We start from the raw sequence: 25,663 nt of genomic DNA, 5'->3' as shown, positions 1-25,663 counted from the left end.
CGATGAGCCGCGAAGTGACGCACGCACGGTTGATTGCCCTCCATTCCGATCAGGCGAGCCTGGTTTGGGAGGAAAGCGGTTCTTCGCCGCCGATCTGGCGTCACGCTGGCGCGCGGGTCGATCCGGCAAACCTTCCTCCGCTTTCAGATCTACGGGCGCCGGCCACTTACTCGATGGATCGGGACAATCCGGCAGATGTATTCCCGGTGGGCGATCTGGGGTCCTTTGCACCGCCTGCACTGCAACTACGCCAGTCTTCCGGCGAGAATATCGCGCTGCATTTTTCGGATTGCGATGTTCGCTCCAGCCAAGCCGGCACGCGTTTCGAACTGGTGGATCCATCTGCGAAGATCGCCGTCAGAATCGAAATGACTGCGGAATTATCAGGCACCTTCCTGATCGAGACGGCGATCGAGAACCGGTCCGGTTCACCGGTCGAGATAGTCCGGATAGCCAGCGCCGCGCTGCCGCTTCCCGCCGATGCAGACCGAGTCTTGTCGTGGCGGGGCAGGCACAATGCCGAGTTTTCCGAATGCGCCGAGCAGATGCCCCAGCACGGATGGTACCGCGAAACGCGCCGCGGCCTAACAGGCCATGGCGGACCGCCCGGAGCGTATGTTCTTACCAGGGACGCCTGCTTCGATGCCGGCCTCGTCTACGCACTACAACTGGCGTGGTCTGGCGATACCCGCCTGTCGATCGAGCGCGATGACGAGGGCTTCTGGACCATGCAGGCTGAAGCAGTGTTGCAGCCCGGCGAAGCTTTCGTAGAGCCCGGCGCAAGCTTCAAGGCGCCGCCAGCGCTGCTTGCTGTTTCCATGCACGGCCGGAACGGGGCGATGGCGCAGATGCATGGGGCGGCGCGTAGCCGGATCAATTGGCCGGACGGGGAAATGCGCCCTCGCCCGGTACATCTCAACAGCTGGGAAGCCTGCTATTTCGCCCATGACGAGGCGAGGATTGCGAAGCTGGCCGAGGATGCGGCCGCAATCGGTGTCGAGCGGTTCGTTCTCGATGACGGCTGGTTCAGGGGACGCGGCTCGGACAATGCCGGCCTTGGGGACTGGACCCCCGACCCGAAGAAGTATCCGCAAGGCCTTGCACCCATTGCCGAGAAAGTGCGCAGCCTGGGAATGGAGTTCGGTCTTTGGGTCGAGCCTGAAATGGTCAATCCGGACAGCGATCTTTACCGCGCCCACCCGGACTGGGCGCTCGCCCTGTCGGGACGCGACAATCCGACCGCCCGCAACCAGCTTGTGCTTGATATGCGGCAGCGCGAGGTTCGCGATTACCTGTTCGATTGCCTCGATACCCTGCTTACCAATGCTCCGATCTCTTACCTGAAATGGGACCACAATCGCGATCACTCGCCATCCGGCGGCGCGGCGCAGGTGCGCGGAAGCTACGACCTTTTCCACCGGGTCCGCGCAGCCCATCCCCATGTCGAGATCGAGAGCTGTGCGGGCGGCGGCGGCCGGATAGATGCAGGGATCTTGCCGTTCGTCCACCGCTTCTGGGCAAGCGACAATATCGATGCCCTTGCCCGTATTCCGGTGCAACGCAGCTTCCTTGCCTGGACCCCGCCCGAAACGATGGGTGCGCATGTTGGCGCAAGTCCCAGTCATGCGACCGGACGCACACAATCGCTGGGCTTTCGGGCGGCAATTGCCTGCCAAGGACATTTCGGGGTCGAACTCGATCCGGCGGCAATGGCCGAAACGGACCGCGGAGAACTGGCCGGATGGATCGAATTCTACAAACAATGGCGGCCAGTCATTCACGGCGGATCGACATGGCTGGGCGAAGCGAATGACGGAATTCTATGGCAGGCTCAGGGGAACGGCGAGGAAGCCATTTTATGGATCATTCGCAGCGACCACGCCCAAGATCGACGTGCGCAGCCAATACCGCTGCCTTTTGCCGCTGACCGAAACTGGAACATCCAATTGCTCAAGTCCGCTGTATCCAGCGGCGTGCTGACGCCCCGCAGTGCCCCGGCTTTCCGCGCAATGCGCGAGGCGCCCATGGAGTTTACGGGCAGCTGGCTCGCGAATGCCGGCCTGCCGATCCCGGCATTACCTGCCGAAAGCGCGCTGATCTTTCACCTTAAGGCTACGTCATGAGCCAGAACGAATTGCCCCATCGCCGGTTGAACCGCCTCACCGGAGAGTGGGTCCTCGTCAGTCCGCAGCGGATGAAACGTCCTTGGCAAGGCGAGCGCAAGCCCGCGCAGGTGTCCGCGCAGCAAAGCCATGATCCCGATTGCTACCTTTGCCCGGGTAACCAGCGGATGGGAGGCGCAGCCAACCCCCAATTTAACGGCACGCACATCTTCGCGAATGACTTCCCGGCTCTTCTGGAAACCGAAACAGGTGATCGGCGCGGCGGATTGCTGCGGGAAGAACCCGCCTGCGGTGAAGCGCAGGTGATTTGTTATTCGCCCGACCATTCCGCCACCCTTGCCCGGATGGATGATGCGGGACGCAGGCACGTGGTCGAAAGCTGGTGTGCCCTGTCAGCCCAGCTTGGCGCGCGCTGGGACCATGTCGAGATATTCGAGAACAAGGGCGCCATGATGGGCGCATCTTCGCCCCATCCGCACGGACAGGTCTGGGCAGGCGATTTCATTCCGACGATCGTGGAGACCGAGGACAGGAAACAGCGTTCCTATGCAGCTGAACACGGCAGTGCGCTGCTGAGCGATATCCTCGATGCAGAACTTGCCGCCAAGGAGCGGGTAGTCGCCCGCAACGACCACTGGCTCGCAATCGTCCCCCACTGGGCCGCCTGGCCGTTCGAAACGCTTCTGATAGCCCGCGACGATGTCCGGCGGCTCGAAGATCTGGAGGCAGCTGCCCGCGATGGGCTGGCACAAATTCTGGGCGAGTTGCTCGCCGCTTACGACGCGCTATTCGACACCGACTTTCCTTATTCGATGGGCTGGCATGGGGCGCCTCACGGCCTTGGCGATGATACCGCCCATTGGCGCCTTCACGCGCATTTCTATCCGCCGCTGCTACGCTCGGCAGAAATTCGCAAGCACATGGTCGGTTTCGAATTGCTCGCCGAAACGCAGCGGGATCTGACACCCGAAGCCGCTGCGCAGCGATTGCGGGAGTGTATGGGATGAGCGCTAATCTGAAAGCCCGCGCCGAGGCTCTCTTCACGGAACGCTTTGGTGCAAGACCCGATGGCACCGCCTTTGCTCCGGGAAGGGTCAATCTGATCGGCGAGCATGTCGACTACAACGATGGCCTTGTGCTGCCCATGCCGATTGCGCAAGGGACAGCGGTGGCCTGGGCCATCACGTCGGGGTCGCAGGTCGAGGCGTTTGCAGCCGACCTTGATAAATATGACGAGTTTCCGGCCTCCTCGCCCGAAGCACCAGCAGATCCGGACTGGCGATCCTATGTCCGCGGGATGGCCGCACAGTGGGAGGGGCGGCTTCCGGGACTGCGCATTGCAATCACGGGCGACTTGCCGCGCGGATCAGGACTGTCGTCGTCAGCCTCTCTTTGCGTCGCGCTTGGGCGCGCTTTTTCCGCCGCTTTGAGCGAAAGCATCGATCCCGTTACCTTGGCAAAAAAGGCCCAGCGCACGGAGCATGAATATGCCCACGTCGCCTGCGGCATCATGGACCAGATGGCGATTGCCGCTGGCGAGGCGGGCCATGCAATGTTGCTGGATTGCCGAACGCTCGACTACTCGCTCACCCCAATTCCCGGCGATTGGGCGGTGTTGGTCGTGAACTCCGGCGTAACGCGCGGCTTGGTCGATGGCGAATATAACGCCCGGCGGGAGCAGTGCGAGGCGGCGGCAAAGGCGCTCGGCGTCTCAACCCTTCGCGATGCCGATATCGCACAGCTGGAGGCTGCATCGCTGCCTCCGCTTGCCGAGCGCCGCGCCCGCCATGTCATCACGGAAATCAGCCGCGTATCTTCGGCATTGCGCGCATTGGCTGCGAACGATCTCGCCAGTTTCGGCGAAATCCTCAAGGCAGGACACGCATCCCTGCGCGACCTGTTCGAGGTGTCCGTGCCCCAGGTCGATCGGCTGACCGAAAGATTGCAGGAACTGATCGGCGAGGTTGGCGGCGCGAGAATGACTGGCGCAGGCTTCGGCGGTTCGGTCGTGGCTGTCATGCCCAGCGAACGTGCAGAAGCAATCGCCGCAGAGTTTGGCGATAGGGCCTTCCGTGTTGTCTAGAGGCTGAATGCCCTGAGCGACATCGAGACCGACCATTTCTCATCCGGGGCCAGCACCCGCAGCCCGCTCTCGGCAGGGTCGCGGTTGAATGCATCTGTCATGTGACTGACCGGCTCGGCGCAGAAGAAGTCTTCATGCTCGGGTACGTAGATGGTGGTGAAGGGCAAGCTGGGTGATGGCGTGATCTCGATGCCGAACCCGCGGTCCGGCCATTCGATCTTCAGCGGCCCAGCCCTATTGGTGTAAACAGTATCGACCAGCCGGGTCCCAACGGGACTTCCATCCCACCAATCCTTGGCGGCTTGGTGCTCAGTGAGGACGACCGGGATGCATCCGGTATCGTTGTGCCATTCGCCGGCATGCAGTCCGCGATAGACCGTCTGATCACTGCGCGGAAAATAGGGATGAAAGCCCAATCCCGCTGGCATCGGCCGTTTGTCGCGGTTTTCAAGCGATAGCTGCAACTCAAACCCGTCTCCGCTCAGGCTGATCGACTGCGCCGCTGTAAAGTGCCACGGCCAGTCTCCTGCCTCGTGATCGTAGACCAGCACTGCCGACGTGCCTGTTGCTTCGGCTACCCTCCAGGCCTCCAGCCAACCGAACCCGTGAATTACCGGACTTGAGGCATCCCCTGGATGGTTAGGCAGCAATTTCACAGATGCCCCGTCCCAATCGAACCTGGAGTGTGCGATGCGGTTGGAAAATGGGACCAGCGGGAAACAGGCGGAACCAAGCACACTGCTGCCTTGCTGCGGCCTCAGAATGTCGAGGCCCCGCCATTTGGCGGATCTGACCGATCCGCCGATCTCAGGGTCGAGGCAAATGCTGAGGTCGCGGTTTTCTAGATGGATCATCGGAATTTTCTGAAAGCACATTTCTGATGGTTCACGGGTCGCCAAACCTTCGCTCCATTCAGGAAAATCCACAAGGCGCTCTGCCAACCTTCCAGCTCCCCATACCGGAAGGACGAGACCGCCAGCAGGGCCGTACCTTTCCGCGGAGCCAGAGTTCCGGCATGCATCCAGTAACTAATTACGTAGCATGCTGAAATTCACGAGAGCGACCTTGCAAGTAAGAGGCTCAGACAATGGCGATCTTGAAAAACGGCAGTTTTAATGACAAAATCTGCCTTTTACTGCCGCCTCATGGGATAGTTTTAGCGATCGAAGGAAGTATTATGCGTAAGATTCGTAAGCCGGGACGCATTGCCATTGCGTTGGTAACTATTGCGACAGCCTTCGTTCCGGTCACAGCATTTGGTCAATCCAGTCCGGAGGCGCGATCGTCGGCTAATCCGAGTTATCACCTCAAGCAATTGTCGGTTGCAACAGCAGGAATTCCGTTGGAAGAATTCAAGACAAAGACTGAAGCGATCCGCTCGTGTCTTGACGCGAACAAGCTTGCAAAAGAGCTGGACGCGGACGTCAAGACTGACCGCTTCGTGCCTTCCTGGGATCTGTCCGACGACCTTCGAGATGCTCTCCGCGATGTGCCGACGGGACATGCAACCGAAGTGTTTAGCAACGATCCATCAGTCATGCGCGTTCTGGTGATCTGCCACCGTTTATGAGCCAATACGGCCGCAACCTTCTTAAAGGGCCAAGTGTGAAAGGTTCGGTGGGCCGCCCTCTGGTGGAAAGCGGCCCAAGGCTTCAAGTCAGAACCGCCAGGCCGCCCCTGCGCTCAGCACCCAGGGGTCAAGCTTGTGCTCGGTTTCGATCGCAAGCGTATCGCCTGCGAACCAGCGCGCCGTCGTGTCGACGAAATACCGCTTCGCATCAAGGCTGAGCCAAAGCCCGCGATCGCCGAGTGGGACGTCGACACCCGCCTGCAGCACGAAGCCAAGCTCATTCGACAGATCGGTGTCAGTGACGCCTAGCGGGAGAGTGGCTGCACCCGGATCGTCGGCCACCCACAGGAAGTAGGCGCCGCCGACGCCCACGTAGGGTTTCGCCGCTCCGGCATCGAAGTGATATTTGGCGGTCAGCGTGGCCGGGATCAGCTTGGCATTGGAAACCAGTTCAGCGTCAGGAAGGCCGGATACTGCGTCGACATCATGCTGGGTCACGCAGCAGATCGTCTCGAATGACACCTGCGGGGTCACGAAATACTCGATGGCCAGGGTCGGCACGAAATTGTCATTCGCCTCTGTCTGAGTGCCTGCGGGAAGACCCACGATGTCGGTATTGAAGCTCGTGATTTTGCCGTCGGGCAACACTGCGGTGCCCATCAGCTTGACCTGCACGGATCCGGTATCGTCCTGAGCCTGAGCGGGCGAGGCGAGCATTGCCGCGCCTGCGACTGCGCCAGCTAGCAACTTCTTCATCTTGCGTTCCTTCGACGCTGCAGCGGCCGTCCCATACAGCCCAGGTTCTTGCAGCGTTCGCTGGCCTGATGCGGGAAGCGGAATCGCATTTCCTTGATTTGCATCAATGCAGCAGGCGTCCGCATTGTTGATACGTTCGCCATGCTCAGCTGTATCGACACATTCGACAAATTCGCACTACGCGTTCTGCCCGCCAGCTTGCCTGAGGATATGCGATGCGCGGTGCGCGCGCTTTCGCGAAAAACGGTACTGGCTGCAGGAAAGCAGCTGGAATGCGGTCAGAAAAACGCCACGCTGGTCTATGTATGTGGGGGCGCGACGAAACTGGTCGCTCACGCCTCCGAGCACCGCGAACAGGTTGTCGCATTTCACTTCGCCGGCGATTTGCTGACCCTGCCTGCCTGCGGTCCGCACTCCTATTCCCTTGAAGCTCTGGTCGAAAGCGAACTCCTGACGCTCGAATACGAACCCTTCCTCGAGATTACAGGGGAAAGGGCCGACATCCTTGGTCAATTGCTCGAGCGTACGACGATCTCTCTTCAGCGAAGCCGGGAAAAGACGCTCGCGCTGGGCCGCAAGTCCGCCATCGAACGGGTTTGCAGTTTTCTCCTGATGATGGCCGAGCGGATTGGGAAGCCGGGCTGCGGCGGCGTCGAGCTCGATTTGCCCATGTCCCGCCGCGACATTGCGGACAGCCTGGGGCTGACCATAGAAACCATCAGTCGGCAATTTACCCATCTGCGCGAACAAGGCCTGATCACGACCCGCGGGCGATCGGCGGTCCTGCTTCTCCGCATGGACGAACTCGAGAAGCGATCGGGCCATCTATCGGCCGCCGCGTAAATTTTCATTCAAATTTGATCCACATCAATGCTGTCTCCCAGGGCGCGCGATAGGCGCCATGAGATTGCACGGGAGGTAGTATGCACGCAGAAACCGCACTGGGACGCACGATGTTGTGGTTCGTCCTGCTCTTGGTCTCACTGGGAGTAGTCGCCACGGCTGCGGACAGCGGCTTTGCCGCGCACGCGGGTATTGTCGCCGTGGTGTGTTTCGTCCTGATGTGGATGAGTGCCGCCCGTTTCGATCCCGGCACCAGGCTCAACAGCTTTTTCAAGATGCCGGACAGTCCATCGAAATATGATGACGATCCGGTGCGCTGGGGCGTGATCGCGACGATGTTCTGGGGTCTGGCAGGGCTAGCCGCCGGTCTTTTCATCGCCTTGCAGCTCGCATTCCCGCAGCTGAATTTCGAACCGCACTTCAACTTTGGCCGCATGCGTCCGCTGCATACCAGCGCCGTCATTTTCGCGTTCGGCGGCAACGCGCTGATCGCAACCAGCTTCTATGTCGTCCAGCGCACCTGCCGTACGCAGCTGGCATTCCCCGGCCTCGCCCGGTTTGTCTTCTGGGGCTACCAATTGTTCATTGTGCTGGCTGCAACCGGCTATTTGCTGGGGATCACCCAGTCGAAAGAATATGCCGAGCCGGAATGGTATGTCGACCTGTGGCTGACCGTGGTCTGGGTATCGTACCTGATCGTCTTCGTCGCCACGTTGGCCAAGCGCCGCGAACCGCACATCTACGTCGCCAACTGGTTCTACCTCGCCTTCATCATTACCGTGGCGATGCTGCACCTGGTCAACAATCTGGCCATGCCGGTGAGTCTGGTGGGTGCGAAAAGCTATTCCGCCTATGCGGGTGTGCAGGATGCGCTGATCCAGTGGTGGTACGGGCACAATGCCGTCGGTTTCTTCCTGACGGCGGGCTTCCTGGCGATGATGTATTACTTCGTGCCCAAGCAGGCCGAACGCCCGGTTTACAGTTACCGTCTTTCGATCATCCACTTCTGGTCGCTGATCTTCCTCTATATCTGGGCCGGACCCCACCACCTCCACTATACTGCCCTGCCCGACTGGGCGCAGACGCTGGGCATGGTCTTCTCGATCATGCTGTGGATGCCGAGCTGGGGCGGCATGATCAACGGCCTGATGACCCTCAACGGGGCATGGGACAAGATCCGCACCGACCCGATCATTCGCATGATGGTGATGGCGCTGGCCTTTTATGGCATGAGCACCTTCGAAGGGCCGATGCTGTCGATCAAGAGCGTCAACAGCCTGTCGCATTACACCGACTGGACCATCGGCCACGTCCATTCCGGCGCGCTGGGATGGAACGGCATGATCACCTTCGCTTGCGTGTATTTCCTCGTGCCCCGATTGTGGAAGCGGGAGCGGATGTATTCGCTGCGCATGATCAACTGGCACTTCTGGCTCGCGACGCTGGGCATCGTTTTCTACGCCGCGACCATGTGGGTGGCCGGCATCCAGCAGGGCCTGATGTGGCGCGAATACGGCCCCGATGGCTATCTCGTGTGGTCGTTTGCCGACAGCGTTGCAGCGATGTTCCCGATGTACGTGCTGCGCGCATTTGGCGGCCTGCTCTATCTCTCGGGCGCCCTCGTGATGTCCTACAACATCTGGATGACGCTGGCCGGCAAGCAGCGCGAAGAAGCGCCGATGCGCGGCGCCTCCTACGACCAAGATAAAGACCGTCCGATCGTCGATCCCACTCCCAGCGCCGTTCCGGCTGAATAGGGGCTGCCTGCCATGAGCATGACCGAACGCCACAAGAAACTCGAACGCAACATCACACTGCTGGCGGTGTGCACCTTCATCGCGGTCGCCATCGGCGGTCTGGTGCAGATCACTCCGCTCTTCTACCTCGATAACACGATCGAGAAAGTCGACGGAATGCGGCCCTATACGCCGCTGGAGCAGGCCGGACGCGACATTTACATCCGCGAAGGGTGTTACGTCTGCCACAGCCAGATGATCCGCCCCTTCCGCGACGAGGTTGAGCGCTACGGCGCCTACAGTCTCGCGGCCGAAAGTATGTATGACCACCCCTTCCAGTGGGGCTCCAAGCGGACGGGTCCCGACCTTGCGCGCGTCGGAGGCCGCTACTCCGACGAATGGCACGTACAACACTTGATCAATCCGCAAAGCGTGGTGCCGGAAAGCGTCATGCCGCAGTACGGGTTCCTCGCGGAAACCGAGCTTGCGATGGGTGATCCATCTGCAACGCTGACCGCACTTAGCCGGGTCGGGGTCCCCTATTCGGATGAGGACATCGACAAGGCCCTGATGGACATGTTCCTCCAGGCCGACCCCGATGCCAGCGGCGATCTCGAAGATTTCCAGCGCCGCTATCCCAAGGCACAGGTACGCGATTTCGACGGCGATCCCAGCCGGATTACCGAAATGGATGCGCTTGTCGCTTACCTCCAGATGCTCGGCACGCTGGTCGATGTGAACAGCGCCGCTGCCCAGCAGGAACTTGCACAGGAGAAAGGCCGGTGAGTTTCTACGAAAGCCTGCGCCACCTTGCCGACAGCTACGCTCTGATCGTTACCTTTGCGCTGTTCCTGCTCCTTTGCCTGTGGCCGTTCCGTCCGGGCGCCAAGGAGCGCAACCGCGATGCGGCCACCTCGATTTTTGAAGGACACGAAGATGGTGAATAAGCGCATCGACGAACCCACGGGCACCGAAACCGTCGGGCATGAGTGGGACGGGATCGAGGAGCTGGACACGCCGATGCCGCGCTGGTGGCTGTGGACTTTCTATCTCTGCATCCTGTTTTCTGCCGGCTATGTCATTGCCTATCCTGCATGGCCGATGATCGACCGGGCTACCGCCGGCATCCTGGGCTGGACCAGCCGGGGCGATCTGGCCGAAGACATGAGCGCCGCCGACATGGCGCGGCAAAGCTTCCGCGAGCAATTGGCGGCGATTGATGTCGTCAAACTGCGCGACAATCCGGATCTGATGCAGCGTGCCGTTGCCGGGGGTGCAGCGGCATTCAAGGTCAACTGTTCACAGTGTCACGGCTCGGGCGCGGGAGGCAGTCAGACGCTTGGCTATCCAAATCTCAACGACGATGATTGGCTGTGGGGCGGTGATCTGGCGGCGATCCATTATTCTATCGATCGCGGCATACGCAGGCCGGGCGGCAGCGAAGAGCGCCAAAGCGTGATGCCGCCATTCGACGGGGCCTTCGACAACGCTCAGCTCGATGCCCTGACGGCCCACGTCCTGTCGCTGAGCGGAAAAGCCAAATCCAATCCGGTGGGCGCGCAGCTTTATGCCGACAATTGCCTGGCTTGCCACGGGGCGAGCGGAGAAGGCGATCGTGCCCAGGGCGCGCCGCGTCTCAACGATGCGATCTGGCTGCGCGGAGGAACCGCGGCAGACATCAAGCGCCAGATCCTGAACCCGAAGATGGGTGCCATGCCCGCATGGGGAGAAAGGCTCGATCCGGTAACCGTGAAGATGCTCACGGGATATGTCTATTCGCTCGGGGGAGGCGAAGAAACGCAGCCGGAAACATCCGGCGATCCCGAACCCGAGGCGGACGGTGATGACGACGGGCAATCCTGACGCATCCGGCCATGACAGGCCCGGCAAGGCCAAGCGCGATTGGGCGGTGACCGTTCAGGACAACGCCGCCAAGCCGAACGAGCCGGTGTCCAGCGCGGTTGCCGATCCGCAAGCGGCGACAAGCCGCCACGAACCGCATGAACCACCGCACCAGCGGCTGCCCGAAAAGCTCTATGAAGCGCGCCAATCGGTGCACAACAAGCGCATCGATGGCCCCTTCCGGCGGTTCAAATGGCTGATCATGATCGTCACCCTGGCGATCTATTACGTCACGCCGTGGCTGCGCTGGGACCGCGGGCCCTACGCCCCGGACCAGGCCGTGCTGGTCGATCTGGCCAATCGGCGCTTCTACATGTTCGGCATCGAGATCTGGCCTCACGAATTCTACTTCGTGGCAGGCTTGCTGATCATGGCCGGCATCGGCCTGTTCGTGGTTACCAGCGCAGTTGGCCGCGCATGGTGCGGTTATGCCTGCCCACAGACCGTCTGGACCGACCTGTTCCAGCACATCGACCGTCTCGTGGACGGTGATCGCAATGCCCGCATTCGGCTGGAGAATGCACCGTGGACTTGGGGTAAGGTCATGCGGCGCGGTTTCAAATGGTCGATCTACGCCGCAATCGGTTTTCTGACCGGCGGCGCGTGGATCCTCTACTTCGCCGATGCGCCTACCCTGTTCCGGGATTTCTTCACCCTCGAGGCGGCCCCTGTTGCTTATATTACGGTTGCGATCCTATCGCTGACAACGGTCACACTGGGCGGCTTCATGCGCGAACAGGTGTGCATCTACATGTGCCCCTGGCCGCGCATCCAGACGGCCATGATGGACGAAAAATCGCTCATGGTGACGTACAAGGACTGGCGCGGCGAACCCCGCGGCAGCGTGAAGAAGCATGCCAGGAACCCTGACAAATTCGGCGATTGCATCGACTGTACCCAGTGCGTGCAGGTATGTCCGACCGGGATCGACATCCGCGAAGGTCCGCAAATCGGCTGCATCACTTGCGCGTTGTGCATCGATGCCTGCGACCGGGTGATGAAGGACATCGGTCGCCCGCGCGGACTGATCGATTATGCAACGCTCGAAGATTGCGAGCGCGAGGCCGCCGGAGAAACGCCGCGCTCGCCGTGGCGCTCTCTCGTGAGGCCGCGCACGATCATCTATTTCACGATCTGGGCAGGAATTGGCCTCGCTATGCTCTTCGCGCTCGGGGTGCGGTCACATACGGACCTATCCGTAGCGCCTGATCGCAACCCGCCCTTTATGCTGATGAGCGACGGCGCAGTGCGCAATTCCTTCACACTGAAGCTGCGCAACATGGAAAGCCGTCCGCGAGACATGGAGATCACGATGCAGGGTCTTCCCGGAGCGGTGTTCTGGACCGACGCGATCGGACGCAGTCTTGCCGCGCCTACCCAGACCGTCACCGTTGCTGCAGATCAGGTCCGCACTGTCAGGGCCTATGTGATGGCTCCGAGCGACACCGTGACACAGGAGTTTGCGTTCACTGTTACCTCGCTCGACGAGCAGCGCGAAAGTGACCGCGTCGAAACCCGCTTCGATGCACCGGAGGTATCGCGATGAGCAAGGAATTCACCGGCAGGAAAATGGCCGCCATTCTCGTGGCCGGATTTGGCGTGGTGATCGCCGTCAATTTCACCATGGCGGCCGTCGCATCCGGCAGCTTCAGCGGCGTGGTGGTCGAAAATTCCTATGTCGCCAGCCAGAAATTCAACGGATGGCTGGAGAAGGCTGAAAAGCAAAAGGCGCTGGGATGGACGGCCCAGCCGGCGCGTGACGGGGACCGGCTCACCCTGGCTACTGCAAATGTGCCTGAATACGCCAGAATATCCGCTGAAATCAGGCGGCCACTGGGCCAGCCCGACACTCGTACTCTCAGCTTTTTGAATGCCGCCGATGGCCGGCTCGTTTCGCAGGAAGAACTGCCCGCTGGCCGCTGGATCGTACGGGTCTTCATCGAGGCCGGACAAGACAGCTGGTCGACCGAGGACCGGATCGGGTGACCGCCCCAGTTCGCCTCGACGCTTCCACTGCATCCGCACTGGTCGATACCAGGCTGATTGCGCCCGGCATTCACTGCGCGGGGTGTATATCCAAGATCGAGCGCGGCCTTGCCGAAATCGAGGGTGTCGAGACGGTTCGCGTGAACTTTTCCACCAAGCATGTAGCCGTGCGCCATGTTGCTGAGCTTCCCGAAAGCACCTTGATAGATGCTCTGGAAAAGCTCGGTTTCGAGGCGCAAACATTAGCCGACAATCCGCTGGCCATCGACGACAAGGAAAGCCGGTCACTGCTGCGTGCGCTTGCAGTTGCCGGGTTCGGCATGATGAACATCATGCTGCTTTCGGTCAGCGTCTGGTCCGGCGCGGGCGGCGTCACGCGTGAGCTGTTCCACTGGCTATCCGCGCTGATCGCCATTCCCGTGATCGCTTATTCGGGCAGGCCATTCTTTTCTTCCGCGTGGATGGCGCTGAAATATCGGCGCACGAACATGGACGTGCCGATTTCCATCGGGGTCTTGTTGGCAACAGCGTTGAGCCTGTACGAGACCTTTGCTGGTAGCGGACATGCTTATTTCGACAGTGCAGTGATGTTGCTGTTCTTCCTGCTCGCTGGACGCGCACTGGACGCGATGATGCGCAAGAAGACCCGGTCCGGGATCGGAGCGCTTTTATCGCGAATGGGCAAGACTGCACAGGTCATCCAGAGCACCGGCGGCACGACCTCAGTCAATGCACAAGACCTGGAGCCGGGAATGCTGATGCTGGTGGCTGCCGGGGAATCGCTGGCAGCCGATGGAGTGATCGAGAAAGGCGAAGGGGCGGTCGATAACGCCATGCTGACAGGCGAAAGCGTGCCAGAGGCTGTCGGAACAGGATCCCAAGTCCACGCCGGAGCGGTGGCCCTGGAAGGCCCGTTCGAGGTTCGCATCACCGCCGCGGCCGCCGACACTGTGCTGGCCGAAATTGCGCGGTTGATGGACGATGCTGGCCAAGGCCGCAGCCGCTATGTGCGGATCGCCGACCGCGCGGCCCGGCTTTACGCTCCGGCAGTCCATTCGCTCGCCCTGCTGGCCTTTGCCGGGTGGATGCTGGCAGGGGCAGGCTGGCATCAATCGCTTGTCATCGCCATCGCAGTGCTGATCATCACATGCCCATGTGCGATGGGGCTAGCTGTCCCAGCCGCGCAAGTGGTCGCCTCAGGCGCGCTGATCAAACGCGGATTGCTGGTAAAGGACGGCAGCGCTCTAGAGCGTCTGGCCGAGGTGGACATTGCCCTGTTCGACAAGACTGGCACGCTGACACTTGGCGAACCCCGGGCCGATATCTCGGCTCTTGGCGAGCAGGAGCGCGCCATCGCGCTAGCCCTGGCCCAAAGCAGCCGCCATCCGCTGAGCCGCGGATTGGCCGCCACGCTTCGCGAAGGCAGAGTGACCCCGGCTGACGTGGTCTCGGTCGAGGAAATCGAAGGGCGCGGCCTGAGCGGTCTGTGGCAAGGCCAACCCGTAGCGCTGACCAAACCAAAACGGGACCAAAGCATGATGGCAACCAGCCTTTCGGTCGGCTCACGCGATTACGTAATCCATTTCACCGACGCCCTGAGAGCCGATGCGGCCGCAACTATCGGCGCGCTCGAGCAGCTTGGCATAGAAAGCCAGATCGTATCGGGAGACAAGGCCGGAGCCGTGGATGAGATAGCCTCAACCCTGGGGATCAAGGCGCGCGCCCAAGCAAGGCCCCAGGACAAACTCGAATTGCTGGATGACCTACGAAAGAGCGGACACAGGGCTCTGATGGTTGGCGACGGGATGAACGATGGCCCTGCCCTCGCCGCAGCCCATGCCTCGATTGCGCCGGGCACTGCCAGTGATGTGAGCCAGCAGGCAGCCGATGCTGTTTTCACCGGCCATAACCTGATGCCGGTCGCATTCGCCGTCCGTCATGCGCGCCGCTGCATGACAATCGTGCGGCAGAACTTTGGCTTTGCGGTGATTTACAATGCTTGCGCGGTGCCGCTTGCCTTGGCCGGACTGGTCACACCGCTGATCGCAGCCATTGCCATGTCGGGCAGTTCTCTCGTGGTCGTCGGAAATTCATTGAGGCTCGCAAGGCTTCAGGAATGAGCGGTCTTCTTCTCCTCATTCCTGTTGCGCTCGGTCTCGGACTGCTGGGACTGGCCACCTTCTTCTGGGCCATGCGCGATGGTCAGTTCGAAGATCTCGACGGGTCAGCACAGCGCATCCTGATCGACGAAGAGGACGATGAGCAATGAATGGGCCGGTGCTGGGCGTTTTGTCGCTGATCCCCGCAATTGTCGGGCCGCTGCCCGATGCGCCGCGTTCGCTCGCTGCGCAAATTTGCAGCGGAGCAGGCAACACGGTCCTCGAAATTCCGCTGCCGAAGCGAAAATCGCCCCTTACAGCCCCGTGTCATGCAAAAGGCTGCAATGGTTCACCGAAACGTCGGCAATTGATCTAACGCAAAGACTGGTCCGCGCAGGCAGGCGACAGGGGCCTCATGTGGCCATATCATCCAGAACTGCTCGCCTCGCCGGTCCCGCGTTACACCAGCTATCACAATGCCGCCGATTTCGGTGAATTGCCGGACAGCCTCTAGACCTTTACTAGTTATATTCGAAACCTGCCTCCCCTTTATTGCCACGGCATCTTCATTCGGTGGAGGTTCGAAGGCGGCCGGGTGCTTTCAGGTCAACCGCAGCGCGGCCCCCAATTTCCTTTGGACGGAAGGAAATAGGCTGTTAGGGGCGCGCGCATGCTTACCATCGACGGTGTCACAGTGCGGCTTGGCGGCCGAGCTATTCTCGAACGCGCCAGCGCGACAGTGCCGGTGGGCGCTCGCGTGGGCCTTATCGGGCGTAATGGCGCGGGCAAGTCGACTCTCATGAAGGCGTTGATCGGCGAGATCGAACCCGATGCGGGCGAGATCACCAAGCCGTCGCGCGCGCGGATCGGGTACATCGCACAGGAAGCGCCAAGCGGGACGAAGACGCCGGAGGAGGTCGTGCTGGCCTCTGCCACCGAGCGGGCGGAATTGCTCGAAGAACTGGAGACCTGCACCGACATGGACCGGCTGGGCGATGTCCACGACCGGTTGCTGGCAATTGATGCATACAGCGCTCCGGCGCGCGCGGCCAAGATCCTGAACGGCCTTGGCTTCGACGAAGAGATGCAGCAGCGCCCGGTGGAAAGCTTTTCTGGCGGCTGGAAGATGCGCATCGCCCTGGGCGCGCTATTGTTTTCCGAGCCCGATATCCTGCTGCTGGATGAGCCCTCGAACCACCTCGACCTGGAAGCGACTCTCTGGCTCGAGAACTTCCTCAAATCCTATCCCGCCACGCTACTGGTCATCAGCCACGAACGCGACCTTCTGAATAAGGTCGTCGATCACATCCTGCACCTGCAGGGGGGCCAGCTTACGCTGTATCCGGGCGGATACGACGCATTCGAGAAGCAGCGGGCCGAACGCGCATCGCAATTGGCAGCAGCGAAGGCTTCGCAGGATGCACAGCGTGCAAGGCTGCAAGACTATGTCGCCCGTAACAGCGCGCGGGCCTCAACGGCCAAGCAGGCGCAGTCGCGGGCCAAGATGCTCGCGCGGATGCAGCCCATCGCTGCGCTCATGGAAGATCCGACGCTCAGCTTCGATTTTCCCGATCCAGAAGAACTGCGCTCGCCGATGATCACCCTCGATCAGGCGGCTGTTGGCTATGGTGACGCGCCGCCGATCCTGCGCCGACTGAACTTCCGGATCGAAGCCGACGATCGGATCGCGCTGCTGGGCCGCAACGGCAACGGCAAGACGACCCTCGCGCGGCTTCTCGCCTCCCAGCTCGCCGCAGCGGAGGGCGAGGTAAACGCGCCCGGCCGGCTCAAAGTGGGCTATTTCACGCAGTACCAGGTTGAAGAACTGGCGGGTGAAGACACGCCGCTGGACCTGATGAACCGCGCGATGGATGGCGCGGCGCAAGGCGCGGTGCGCGCACAATTGGGGCGGTTCGGATTTTCAGGCTCACGTGCCCAGACGCGGGTGGACATGCTATCCGGAGGCGAGCGCGCGCGGCTGGCGTTGGCGCTGATCACGCGCGATGCCCCGCATCTGCTGATTCTCGACGAGCCGACCAACCATCTCGACGTCGACGTGCGCGAGGCGCTTATCCAGGCGCTGAACGATTATTCGGGCGCCGTCATACTCATCAGCCATGATCGCCACATGGTCGAGTTGACTGCGGATCGGCTGATCCTGGTCGATGGTGGAACGGCACGCGAGTACGCCGGGAGCATGCAGGATTACATCGATTTCATCCTTGGCCGGAAACAGCCAAAGGACGACCGTCGCGGCGGCGGCGGAAAGTCGCGGGGGTCTCGCGGGAAAACGAGCGAAAATCAGGCTCGCGCTGCAAAATCCGATGTGACTAACGCAGAAAAAGCGATTGAGCGCCTGACAGCCGACGTGGAAAAGCTCGACAAGTTGATCCTCGAACATGGCGGAATGAAAGCCGGGCAGACGGGCAGGTCAATGCAGGACCTCCTCAAGGAACGAGCCGAAGCCGCGAACACCCTGGCTGAGGCTGAGGAAACCTGGCTCGCCGCATGCACTGCGCTCGAAGCATTCGAGCAGGTCTAGAACGCTTTTCGCCGCCAATCCTCGACGATATTGCTCGGTACGCGCAGCCTTCCCTTTCGCGGGTTCAGCTCAGACCAAGGGGCTGGAAGTGCCTGCGTAGGTTTCCTGATGTCGGCCAGCTTGCCACAATTTTATGCATGATGTTCCCGACCGAAAGGCAGCCAACATGCACGACGCACCGGTTATTTTTGCTCTCAATGGCAGTCGCGAGCTTGGAAAGAGTATTGCGATCGACCTTGGCATCGCGTTGTCCGAGCATGAAGAGCGCGATTTCGAACACGGTGAACACAAGACACGCCCGCTTACCGAAGTCGGCAACCGCGACGTCTATGTGGTGCACAGCCTTCAAGGCGAAGAGGGGGCGAGTGCGAACGACAAGCTCGTCCGATTGCTGTTCTTTATCGGCGCGCTGAAAGATGCCGGCGCCCGACGGGTCACTGCGATCACGCCCTATCTCGCCTATAGCCGCAAGGACCGCCGAACCAAGCCGCGCGACCCGGTGAATTCACGCTATACCGCGTGCTTGTTCGAGGCTGTGCAGACCGATCGGCTCGTAACGATCGAAGTGCACAATATCAGTGCTTTCGAAAATGCTTTTCGCACTTGCCGACCCGAGCACGTTTCGCTCGTTCGCCTGTTTGCAGAGGCGCTCGTTTCCGACCTCAGCGAGGGTGCGGTTTCCGTGGTTTCGCCCGATGCGGGCGGCAACAAACGTGCGGAGTTGTTCCGCCATGAGCTGGAGCGCAGCCTGGGTCAGCCGGTCGGCAAGGCAATCATGGACAAACACCGCAGCGCGGGTGTGGTTTCGGGCGAGACATTCGCAGGAGGCGTGGCCGGCAGCACTTCAATAATTCTCGACGATCTGATCAGCAGTGGCGGAACCATAGTCAGGGCTTGCAAGGCCGCCCGGGAAGCAGGCGCAACCAGCGTGATCGCGGTCGCGGCACACGCGATGTTTGATGCAGACAGCCTGCTATTCGGGCCGGACGGACCGGACCAAATCGTCGTTTCCGACACGGTATCATTACCGGTCGATCTGCCTCCAGCTGCCCGAGAAAAAATAGGCGTCATAGAGGTCGGACCCCTGATCGCAGCCGTCGTCGCACGTCTGAACTCCGGCGAACCGGTAAGCGAGCTGCTGCCCTACGACTGATCCCCCGGTGACAACGCCTCAATTGCGAATTTCAGATAAAGCCGCGCTTTGCGGGGCCATTCTTCGGGCGTCCGCGGGGCTTCATCGCGCAGGTGTTCGATCATAAGCCGGGCGCGCATGCAGGCTCGATAGGTGCGGTAAAATCGCAGTAGCTCCTCGGGTGGCCGTTCTCCCAACAATTGGGCCATCTGGTCGACGAGGCGGGGGGCGATCCATGGTGCCCCCAACCGCCTGCACTCGAGGCCGAGAAAAACGATTTCATCGAAGGGATCCTCCCACCGCAGGCGCTCATCGAACTCAAGACAATCAATGATGAGCACTTGTTCGCCGATATAAACGTGCTCCGGTTTGAGATCTCCGTGACCATCGACAATCCGGCCTTGCGCAAGGCGCGTGGTCATAAGGCCGGACGAACGCGCCAGGAACTGCTCTATCGCCTGAAGAGGCGCTTGGTACTCATCTTCGGGCAGGCCGAAGGAAGGATCGGAAAGACTGGTCCGGACAATCGCGACCTTCTCCTTCCACAATGCAATCCAGCCAACTGGACTGGTCATGATCGGCGGCTGCGAAAGATAGAATTGCGCCAGAGTGCGGCACACCCGGTCGACATCGGAAATGCTGACCAAGCCTGCCGCGATCCTCTGGTCGAGCGCATTAGCCTGGTCGAGGCGGCGCATGACGACCAGCCAATCCACCGGTGTTCCCGAGCCGGAGATTGCAAGGGTTCCATCAGCCTCGCGCGTTACCGGGACGTTTCCGAGATATACCCCGGGGGCCAAGCGGTGATTGGCCGCGAATTCGCTCTGGCAATTGCGGCGCCGCGCCTCGAGCGAACGGCAGTCGAGAAAGTCGAGCGCAATTGGCCGCTTCAACTTGTAGACATACTCGCCCGCCATAAAGACGAGCGCCGTGTGCGTTTCGACAACCCTCACTTCGTCTGGATGATGCGGATAGGAGGCGGGGCAAGACAGGAACGCCGCGACTTCGGCGTGGGTTTCGGCCTCGGATTTCGATACCAACTCAGCTCGGTTCAGGAAGCTGTCTACGGGCTTCACGGTTCATAGGCTGAAACGAGCTTCGCGATTTCATCCGACGGCTGGTTCACCACGTCACGGTCGATCTGCGCCAGAATATGATCTTTCACGCGCTCGCTCAGATGCTTGCGCATCGTGCCCATTACAGTTGGCGCGGCGACGAGTATTACCTCCGCTGCGAGATCCTTCTGCACCGTGTCGAGAGTTTGGGCAGCCTCGATGACAAATCGCCCTTCGGCCTGGGTGTGCCAATCGGTATCCCCAAGTCCGCTTCGGCGTCCATCCGAACTGGAGAAGCTTCTGCCGGGCCGGTCCGATCCCTGTTCGGCCGTCTGAAGGTTGTGGACGCGCTCATGCGCAACAGCTTTGAGGACAGGTTTCCGAACATCGCCCTCGTTCCGCAAGATCAGCATCTTACTGCCGTCCACAGCCATGATCAGTGTTCCGTTTGCAATCTTCATCAGCGCTGGCTCCACGAGGTTGTTTGATGATTGCTCAGGCGAACCATCGGATCACCGATCACGCTAGTCTGTCGCCCTGCCCATCTCACTACGTGAACCTACGGATGAGGTCGCCACCAACGCCAATTTGCCCATGCTTACGGATGATTGCGTAGTTACAGCGCCGCCGCCAATCCCGGACAAGCTGACAGGACGTCTGCCCAACGACCGGGAGAAACTGCGTGGCTTTTGCCCCCATCAGCAAGTCTGCCGCGACCAGGCAGGGGGCAATCATGCACGATTACGATACGGCCAGCAGGACGCTGAGCTGGGAGACGTACAGAGCATGGCTCGACGCCGAACCCGGCGGTTGGATTAACATCGGCCACGAAGCGGTCGACCGGCACGTTCTGGAGGGTGCCGGCAGCAAGGAGGCGCTCAGGTGGCTCGGCAAGAATGGCGAGCGTCGAAGCTTCACCTACGCCGACCTGGAGCGTGAAAGCGATCGCTTTGCGCGCATGCTGGCAGATCGCGGTTTTGGACAGGGGTCGCGCGTTTTCTCGCTGCTTGGCCGCGTCCCTGAACTCTATTTTGCAATTCTGGGCACGCTGAAACTGGGCGGCGTCTTCTGCCCACTTTATTCAGCATTCGGACCGGAGCCGATCCGGTCACGCGTTGAGATCGGGCATGCGAACGTAGTTCTCGTCAGCGCCCGCGACTATCGAAAGAAGATCGCCGGTGTTCGCGAAGAATTGCCTGATCTGAAACTCGTCCTGCTTACGCCGCACAGTGAAACCCCACCCCCCGGCACGGTCGATCTGGGGCAGGCGCTCGAACGCACCACCGCCCGCTTCGAATGCCTGCAAACCTCCCCGGACGACATGGCATTGCTGCACTTTACCAGCGGGACGACAGGCAAGCCCAAGGGCGTCGTCCATGTCCACGAAGCGGTCGTGGCCCACAATGCAACCGGCCGGATCGCGCTGGATCTGCGAGACCGGGATATCTTCTGGTGTACGGCCGATCCGGGCTGGGTGACGGGCACATCTTATGGGATCATCGCCCCGCTTTGCGCCGGCGCAACTCTGATCGTTGACGAAGCAGAATTCGACGCCCGCCGCTGGTACTCCATTCTGGAGAGCGAGAAGGTCACGATCTGGTATACCGCACCGACGGCCATCCGCCTGCTGATGAAGGCGGGGGCCTACCTTGCGCGCGAATATGATCTTTCGCACCTGCACTTTCTCGCCAGCGTCGGCGAACCGCTCAATCCCGAAGCTGTCGTGTGGAGCAACGAGGTCTTTGGCCGTCCCTTCCACGATAATTGGTGGCAGAGCGAAACGGGCGGCATAATGATTGCCAATTACGCTTCAATGGACGTGAAACCGGGGTCGATGGGCAAGCCGCTGCCCGGTGTTGAGGCTGCCATCCTTGAAGTGACGGACGCTGGAGTGCGGCCCATCGATACTCCCATGACGCCTGGACACCTCGCCTTGCGGCCGGGTTGGGCATCGATGTTTCGCGGCTATCTCGATCAGCAGGAACGCTATGAAAAGTGCTTTCGGGATGGCTGGTATCTGAGCGGCGATCTGGCGATGCGCGATGCCGATGGATATTTCTGGTTTGTCGGGCGGGCGGACGATGTGATCAAATCCGCCGGGCACCTGATCGGGCCGTTCGAGGTGGAGAGCGCCCTGGTCGAGTATCCGGCGGTCGCTGAAGCTGCCGTCATCGGGGTGCCGGACGAACGCGCCGGTGAAATCGTAAAGGCCTTCGTCACGCTGCATCATGGTTTCGAGCCAAGCGAACAGCTCCGCAAAGAGTTGATGGCCCATGCCCGCAAACGACTGGGCGCAGCGATTGCGCCGCGGCAGATCCAGTTCTGCGAGGACCTGCCACGAACCCGGTCGGGCAAGATCATGCGCCGACTGCTTAAAGCGCGCGAACTCGGCCTTCCGGAAGGCGATATCTCGACGCTGGAAACCACAGCATGACAAGCGCACTGCCCAAGGTCCGGCTAACGCGCGAACATTGCCGTACATTGCTGCATCAGATGTTGCGCATCCGCCGGTTCGAGGAAAAATGCGCCGAGCTTTACACGCAAGAGAAAATCCGCGGGTTCCTCCATCTCTATATTGGCGAGGAAGCGGTGGCGGTTGGGGTTATGCAAGCGCTCGTCCCTGACGATGCTGTCGTGGCGACCTACCGCGAACATGGCCATGCCCTGCTCAAGGGTGTCTCTGCAAATAGCATAATGGCCGAGATGTACGGCAAGCAGGAAGGCTGCAGTCGCGGCCGCGGCGGTTCGATGCATCTGTTTGATGCCAAGGCGCGGTTCTATGGCGGCAATGCGATCGTTGCCGGCGGGCTGCCAATCGCAGTCGGCCTGGCGCTCGCCGACAAGCTCGCCGGGCGGAAGTGCATAACGGTCTGTTTCTTTGGAGAGGGTGCGGCTGCCGAGGGCGAGTTTCATGAAAGCCTCAATCTTGCCGCTCTATGGCAACTGCCTGTGCTCTTCGTGTGCGAGAATAACCGGTACGCCATGGGTACAGCGCTGGAACTGTCGGAATCGGAAACCGACATCAGCGTGAAAGCCTCCTGTTACAAGCTGGCATCAGAGTGGGCCGACGGGATGGACGTGGTCGCGGTGGAAGTCGCGGCTCGGCGCGCCGTTGCCGCGATCCGGGAAGATGGCGGGCCTCGTTTCCTCGAATGCCGCACATACAGGTTCCGCGCGCATTCGATGTACGACCCCCAGCTTTACCGGGCCAAGGAGGAAGTCGAGGAATGGAAAGAACGCGGACCGATCTTGCGGTTTCAAAAGTGGGCGCTTGAGGCTGGAGAACTTCGCGAAGACGACGTCAGAGAGATCGAAGCTGAAGTAGCGCGCGAGGTGTCAGGCGCGGTCGCATTTGCCGAAACGGGAACCTGGGAACCGGTCGAAGATCTGATGCGCGACGTCGGAGCGGAGCGCCGCACATGACCCAGCTCAGTTACCGCGAGGCAATGCGCTCGGCGATCCGCAAGGCAATGCTTGAGGACGAACGCGTTTTCCTGATGGGCGAGGATGTCGGCCGCTACGGAGGATGTTACGCGGTCTCGCAGGGGTTGCTTGAAGAGTTCGGGCCGGACCGTATCCGCGATACCCCGCTTTCCGAAAGCGCCTTTACCGGAGCCGGGTTCGGTGCAGCCATGAACGGTATGCGCCCGATCGTAGAGGTAATGACCTGCAATTTCTCACTGCTCTCGCTTGACCAGATCATGAATAATGCAGCCACTGTCAGGCACATGTCGGGCGGCCAGATCGCTGTGCCGGTGGTCATCCGCATGGCGACCGGAGGTGGACGCCAGCTTGCCGCGCAGCATTCGCACAGCCTCGAAGGATGGTATGCGCACATCCCCGGAATCCGCGTTCTGGCTCCGGCAACAGTCGAGGATGCAGGCGGGATGCTCGGGCCTGCTCTCGAGGACCCCGACCCGGTCCTGATCTTCGAAAACGCGCTGCTCTACAACGACACTGCCGGAGTTCACCAACCGATCGCAGTCGACATCGATCATGCTGCGATCCGGCGCGAGGGCCGCGACATAAGCCTCATCACTTACGGCGGATCGCTGGGCAAGACCCTCGCGGCAGCAGAGGAACTGGCCGGCGAAGGAGTTGATGCCGAAGTCCTTGATCTGCGAGTCCTTCGGCCGCTCGACGAAGATGCGATCCTTGCCACGCTGGCCAAGACCAGGCGCTGCGTGATCATCGACGAGGGCTGGCGTTCCGGCAGTATTTCGGCAGAAATCATGGCGCGGATCGTCGAAAAGGGATTCTGGACGCTTGATGCCCCTCCCGCGCGGGTATGCAGCGAAGAGGTGCCGATACCCTATGCCAAACACCTGGAAGAAGCTGCCCTGCCAAGCACCGCCAAGGTTGTAGCTGCAGCCCGCGCAGTACTTGGCCGCTGACGGTGGGCGTCTTTGTAATGCCATCGCTCGGCGCGGACATGGCGGCAGGAACGCTGGTCGAATGGTTGAAAACGCCGGGTGACCGCGTCGAGCACGGCGACATCATTGCGGTGGTCGAAACTGACAAGGGGGCGATCGAAGTCGAAGTCTTCGAAGACGGCATCATTGAACAGCTTCTGGTCAGTAAGGGACAAAGCGTGCCCGTAGGAACCGCGCTCGCAAGGATTGGCGGGACCGAAAACATCCCCTCCGCCGCACCTGCCCAAACGCAGGCCGCGCCTCTCAAGCCCGCAACCGAGCCCCCCCTTTCTCAGCCGCTCGCCACAGTGGCCCCGCCTCCAATCGAGGCGTCGAGTTTGCGCGCTTCCCCCGCCGCACGCAGGCTCGCCGCCGAACGCGGTGTCGACCTCGCCTCGATTGCCGGCAGTGGTCCGGATGGCGCCATCCAGCTTGCCGATGTCGAGACCGCCTCCATTGGCCCGGCCAAAACCGGCCCCGGCCTCGACTTAACCGCGATGCGCCGGGCAATTGCTGCTGCGATGGCACGTTCGAAGCGCGAGATTCCGCACTACTATCTAATGCATCGCATCGAGCTGTCGCGAGCGCTTGAGTGGCTCGATCGCTACAATGCAGACCGTCCGCCTCCTGACAGGCTGTTGCTGTCAGCCATCATCCTGAAGGCCTCGGCGCTCGCCCTCGGCGAATTTCACGAATTCAACGGGTTCTACGAAAGCGATCATTTCGTGCCCAGCAAGCCAGTCCACCTGGGCAACGCCATCGCAATCCGCGGCGGCGGGCTTGCTGCCCCATGCATCAGGGATGCCGCGAACCTGCCGCTTGCTGAACTGATGGCAAGGCTTCGCGACCTTGTTGCTCGCACGAAGCGGGGGCAATTTCGCTCGTCCGAGGTCGCTGACGCCACGGCGACCGTTTCCAGCCTCGGTGATCGCGGAGTGGAGGGCCTCTTGCCCGTGATTTACCCTCCGCAGGTTGCGATCATCGGTTTCGGAAGTGTCGAGCGGCGTCCATGGGCCGATGAAGAATCGCTGGTCGTCCGCCCGGTGATGACCGTCACCCTTGCCGGCGATCACCGCGCGAACGACGGGCATCGCGGATCGCTGCTCTTGAGACGGATCGAGCAATTGCTGATGCATCCGGAGGACCTATGAACCAGCCGGATGCCCGCACAATTGTAGTCGAGGAAATCGAGAATATTGCCCCCGACGTCGCGCCGGTTTCAATCCGCGATGATGAAGACATGCGCGAGGCGCTCGACCTCGATTCAATGGACATCTTCAATCTGATCGCCGCACTCCACCAGCGGCTCGGGATCGACATTCCGGACGCCGAAGCTGCGAGGTTCGTGACGATCGGCGGTGCGGCGCGATGGCTCGCCGCAAATTTACCGGCTGAACCGGGCTGATTTTTCCGGAGTATTGATG

The 25,663-nt window shown here is 61.0% G+C and carries 24 protein-coding genes; 20 read left to right on the top strand and 4 right to left on the bottom strand.

Features of this window, described 5'->3' with window-relative positions; all coding sequences use genetic code 11:
• The first annotated feature begins 2 nt into the window (after window positions 1-2).
• The 3 genes from K3166_RS01665 to galK are packed head-to-tail and all read left to right on the top strand — an operon-like array spanning window position 3 to window position 4,206.
• Window positions 3-2,123, top strand: coding sequence for an alpha-galactosidase (locus tag K3166_RS01665; RefSeq protein ID WP_221422985.1), 2,121 nt, complete (start codon window positions 3-5; stop codon window positions 2,121-2,123).
• Window positions 2,120-3,130: a UDP-glucose--hexose-1-phosphate uridylyltransferase gene (locus K3166_RS01660; RefSeq protein ID WP_221422984.1), complete on the top strand. Its 1,011-nt coding sequence runs from the start codon at window positions 2,120-2,122 to the stop codon at window positions 3,128-3,130. The genes K3166_RS01665 and K3166_RS01660 overlap by 4 nt, the downstream gene beginning before the upstream one ends.
• Entirely contained in the window at window positions 3,127-4,206 is a 1,080-nt protein-coding gene (gene galK / locus K3166_RS01655) for a galactokinase (protein WP_221422983.1), read from the top strand. The genes K3166_RS01660 and galK overlap by 4 nt, the downstream gene beginning before the upstream one ends.
• Here galK and K3166_RS01650 read toward each other — a convergent pair.
• A complete protein-coding gene (locus K3166_RS01650; RefSeq protein ID WP_221422982.1) occupies window positions 4,203-5,060 on the bottom strand; it encodes an aldose 1-epimerase in 858 nt (285 codons plus the stop codon). The two genes, galK and K3166_RS01650, sit on opposite strands and share 4 nt — an antisense overlap.
• 233 nt (window positions 5,061-5,293) lie before the next feature.
• Between K3166_RS01650 and K3166_RS01645 the strand changes: the two genes are divergently transcribed.
• Window positions 5,294-5,776, top strand: coding sequence for a hypothetical protein (locus K3166_RS01645; RefSeq protein WP_221422981.1), 483 nt, complete (start codon window positions 5,294-5,296; stop codon window positions 5,774-5,776).
• A gap of 87 nt (window positions 5,777-5,863) precedes the next feature.
• Here K3166_RS01645 and K3166_RS01640 read toward each other — a convergent pair whose 3' ends face one another.
• Window positions 5,864-6,532, bottom strand: coding sequence for an OmpW/AlkL family protein (locus tag K3166_RS01640; protein ID WP_221422980.1), 669 nt, complete (start codon window positions 6,530-6,532; stop codon window positions 5,864-5,866).
• 93 nt (window positions 6,533-6,625) lie between these two features.
• Between K3166_RS01640 and K3166_RS01635 the strand changes: the two genes are divergently transcribed.
• From K3166_RS01635 to K3166_RS01585, 11 genes are all read left to right on the top strand, one after another.
• Window positions 6,626-7,375 carry a helix-turn-helix domain-containing protein gene (locus tag K3166_RS01635; protein WP_221422979.1) on the top strand — a complete coding sequence of 250 codons (750 nt, stop codon included), beginning with the start codon at window positions 6,626-6,628 and terminating at the stop codon, window positions 7,373-7,375.
• An 80-nt stretch (window positions 7,376-7,455) separates the two neighbouring features.
• Window positions 7,456-9,132, top strand: a complete 1,677-nt coding sequence (gene ccoN / locus K3166_RS01630) for a cytochrome-c oxidase, cbb3-type subunit I (RefSeq protein WP_221422978.1) — start codon at window positions 7,456-7,458, stop codon at window positions 9,130-9,132.
• A 12-nt stretch (window positions 9,133-9,144) separates the two neighbouring features.
• On the top strand, window positions 9,145-9,897 hold the full coding sequence (gene ccoO / locus K3166_RS01625) for a cytochrome-c oxidase, cbb3-type subunit II (RefSeq protein ID WP_221422977.1): 753 nt from the start codon (window positions 9,145-9,147) through the stop codon (window positions 9,895-9,897).
• The gene (locus K3166_RS01620) at window positions 9,894-10,058 is read left to right on the top strand and encodes a cbb3-type cytochrome c oxidase subunit 3 (protein WP_221422976.1); all 165 of its coding nucleotides are present in this window, start codon (window positions 9,894-9,896) and stop codon (window positions 10,056-10,058) included. The genes ccoO and K3166_RS01620 overlap by 4 nt, the downstream gene beginning before the upstream one ends.
• Window positions 10,048-10,974: a cytochrome-c oxidase, cbb3-type subunit III gene (gene ccoP, locus K3166_RS01615; RefSeq protein WP_221422975.1), complete on the top strand. Its 927-nt coding sequence runs from the start codon at window positions 10,048-10,050 to the stop codon at window positions 10,972-10,974. The genes K3166_RS01620 and ccoP overlap by 11 nt, the downstream gene beginning before the upstream one ends.
• Window positions 10,955-12,559 (top strand): cytochrome c oxidase accessory protein CcoG, encoded by a 1,605-nt coding sequence (ccoG, locus tag K3166_RS01610; protein ID WP_221422974.1) that lies wholly within the window; start codon window positions 10,955-10,957, stop codon window positions 12,557-12,559. Before ccoP ends, ccoG begins: the two co-directional genes overlap by 20 nt.
• Complete coding sequence (locus K3166_RS01605) at window positions 12,556-12,999, top strand: FixH family protein (RefSeq protein ID WP_221422973.1); 444 nt, start codon at window positions 12,556-12,558, stop codon at window positions 12,997-12,999. The genes ccoG and K3166_RS01605 overlap by 4 nt, the downstream gene beginning before the upstream one ends.
• A complete protein-coding gene (locus tag K3166_RS01600; RefSeq protein ID WP_221422972.1) occupies window positions 12,996-15,119 on the top strand; it encodes a heavy metal translocating P-type ATPase in 2,124 nt (707 codons plus the stop codon). Before K3166_RS01605 ends, K3166_RS01600 begins: the two co-directional genes overlap by 4 nt.
• A complete protein-coding gene (gene ccoS, locus K3166_RS01595) occupies window positions 15,116-15,268 on the top strand; it encodes a cbb3-type cytochrome oxidase assembly protein CcoS (RefSeq protein ID WP_221422971.1) in 153 nt (50 codons plus the stop codon). The genes K3166_RS01600 and ccoS overlap by 4 nt, the downstream gene beginning before the upstream one ends.
• A 500-nt stretch (window positions 15,269-15,768) precedes the next feature.
• Complete coding sequence (locus K3166_RS01590; RefSeq protein WP_221422970.1) at window positions 15,769-17,640, top strand: ABC-F family ATP-binding cassette domain-containing protein; 1,872 nt, start codon at window positions 15,769-15,771, stop codon at window positions 17,638-17,640.
• A gap of 166 nt (window positions 17,641-17,806) precedes the next feature.
• Window positions 17,807-18,793, top strand: a complete 987-nt coding sequence (locus K3166_RS01585; protein ID WP_221422969.1) for a ribose-phosphate diphosphokinase — start codon at window positions 17,807-17,809, stop codon at window positions 18,791-18,793.
• Here K3166_RS01585 and K3166_RS01580 read toward each other — a convergent pair.
• Together K3166_RS01580 and K3166_RS01575 are read right to left on the bottom strand one after the other, a co-directional pair.
• Window positions 18,784-19,848: a hypothetical protein gene (locus tag K3166_RS01580; protein ID WP_221422968.1), complete on the bottom strand. Its 1,065-nt coding sequence runs from the start codon at window positions 19,846-19,848 to the stop codon at window positions 18,784-18,786. The two genes, K3166_RS01585 and K3166_RS01580, sit on opposite strands and share 10 nt — an antisense overlap.
• Window positions 19,845-20,288 (bottom strand): baeRF12 domain-containing protein, encoded by a 444-nt coding sequence (locus K3166_RS01575; RefSeq protein ID WP_221422967.1) that lies wholly within the window; start codon window positions 20,286-20,288, stop codon window positions 19,845-19,847. The genes K3166_RS01580 and K3166_RS01575 overlap by 4 nt, the downstream gene beginning before the upstream one ends.
• Before the next feature lie 221 nt (window positions 20,289-20,509).
• Between K3166_RS01575 and acsA the strand changes: the two genes are divergently transcribed.
• From acsA to K3166_RS01550, 5 genes are read left to right on the top strand one after another with little or no spacing between them, the layout of a single operon-like run.
• Window positions 20,510-22,261: an acetate--CoA ligase gene (acsA, locus tag K3166_RS01570; protein WP_247714682.1), complete on the top strand. Its 1,752-nt coding sequence runs from the start codon at window positions 20,510-20,512 to the stop codon at window positions 22,259-22,261.
• Window positions 22,258-23,250: a pyruvate dehydrogenase (acetyl-transferring) E1 component subunit alpha gene (gene pdhA, locus K3166_RS01565; protein ID WP_221422966.1), complete on the top strand. Its 993-nt coding sequence runs from the start codon at window positions 22,258-22,260 to the stop codon at window positions 23,248-23,250. Before acsA ends, pdhA begins: the two co-directional genes overlap by 4 nt.
• Window positions 23,247-24,221, top strand: coding sequence for an alpha-ketoacid dehydrogenase subunit beta (locus tag K3166_RS01560; protein WP_221422965.1), 975 nt, complete (start codon window positions 23,247-23,249; stop codon window positions 24,219-24,221). Before pdhA ends, K3166_RS01560 begins: the two co-directional genes overlap by 4 nt.
• A gap of 17 nt (window positions 24,222-24,238) precedes the next feature.
• Entirely contained in the window at window positions 24,239-25,390 is a 1,152-nt protein-coding gene (locus tag K3166_RS01555; RefSeq protein ID WP_247714681.1) for a dihydrolipoamide acetyltransferase family protein, read from the top strand.
• The gene (locus K3166_RS01550) at window positions 25,387-25,644 is read left to right on the top strand and encodes an acyl carrier protein (RefSeq protein ID WP_221422963.1); all 258 of its coding nucleotides are present in this window, start codon (window positions 25,387-25,389) and stop codon (window positions 25,642-25,644) included. The genes K3166_RS01555 and K3166_RS01550 overlap by 4 nt, the downstream gene beginning before the upstream one ends.
• Window positions 25,645-25,663 lie beyond the last annotated feature (19 nt).

The organism is Qipengyuania psychrotolerans, from assembly GCF_019711355.1.
Classification (GTDB): Bacteria; Pseudomonadota; Alphaproteobacteria; order Sphingomonadales; family Sphingomonadaceae; genus Qipengyuania; species Qipengyuania psychrotolerans.
The sequence above is the reverse complement of the archived record's forward strand: the minus strand, read 5'-3'. Positions and strand labels throughout refer to the sequence as shown.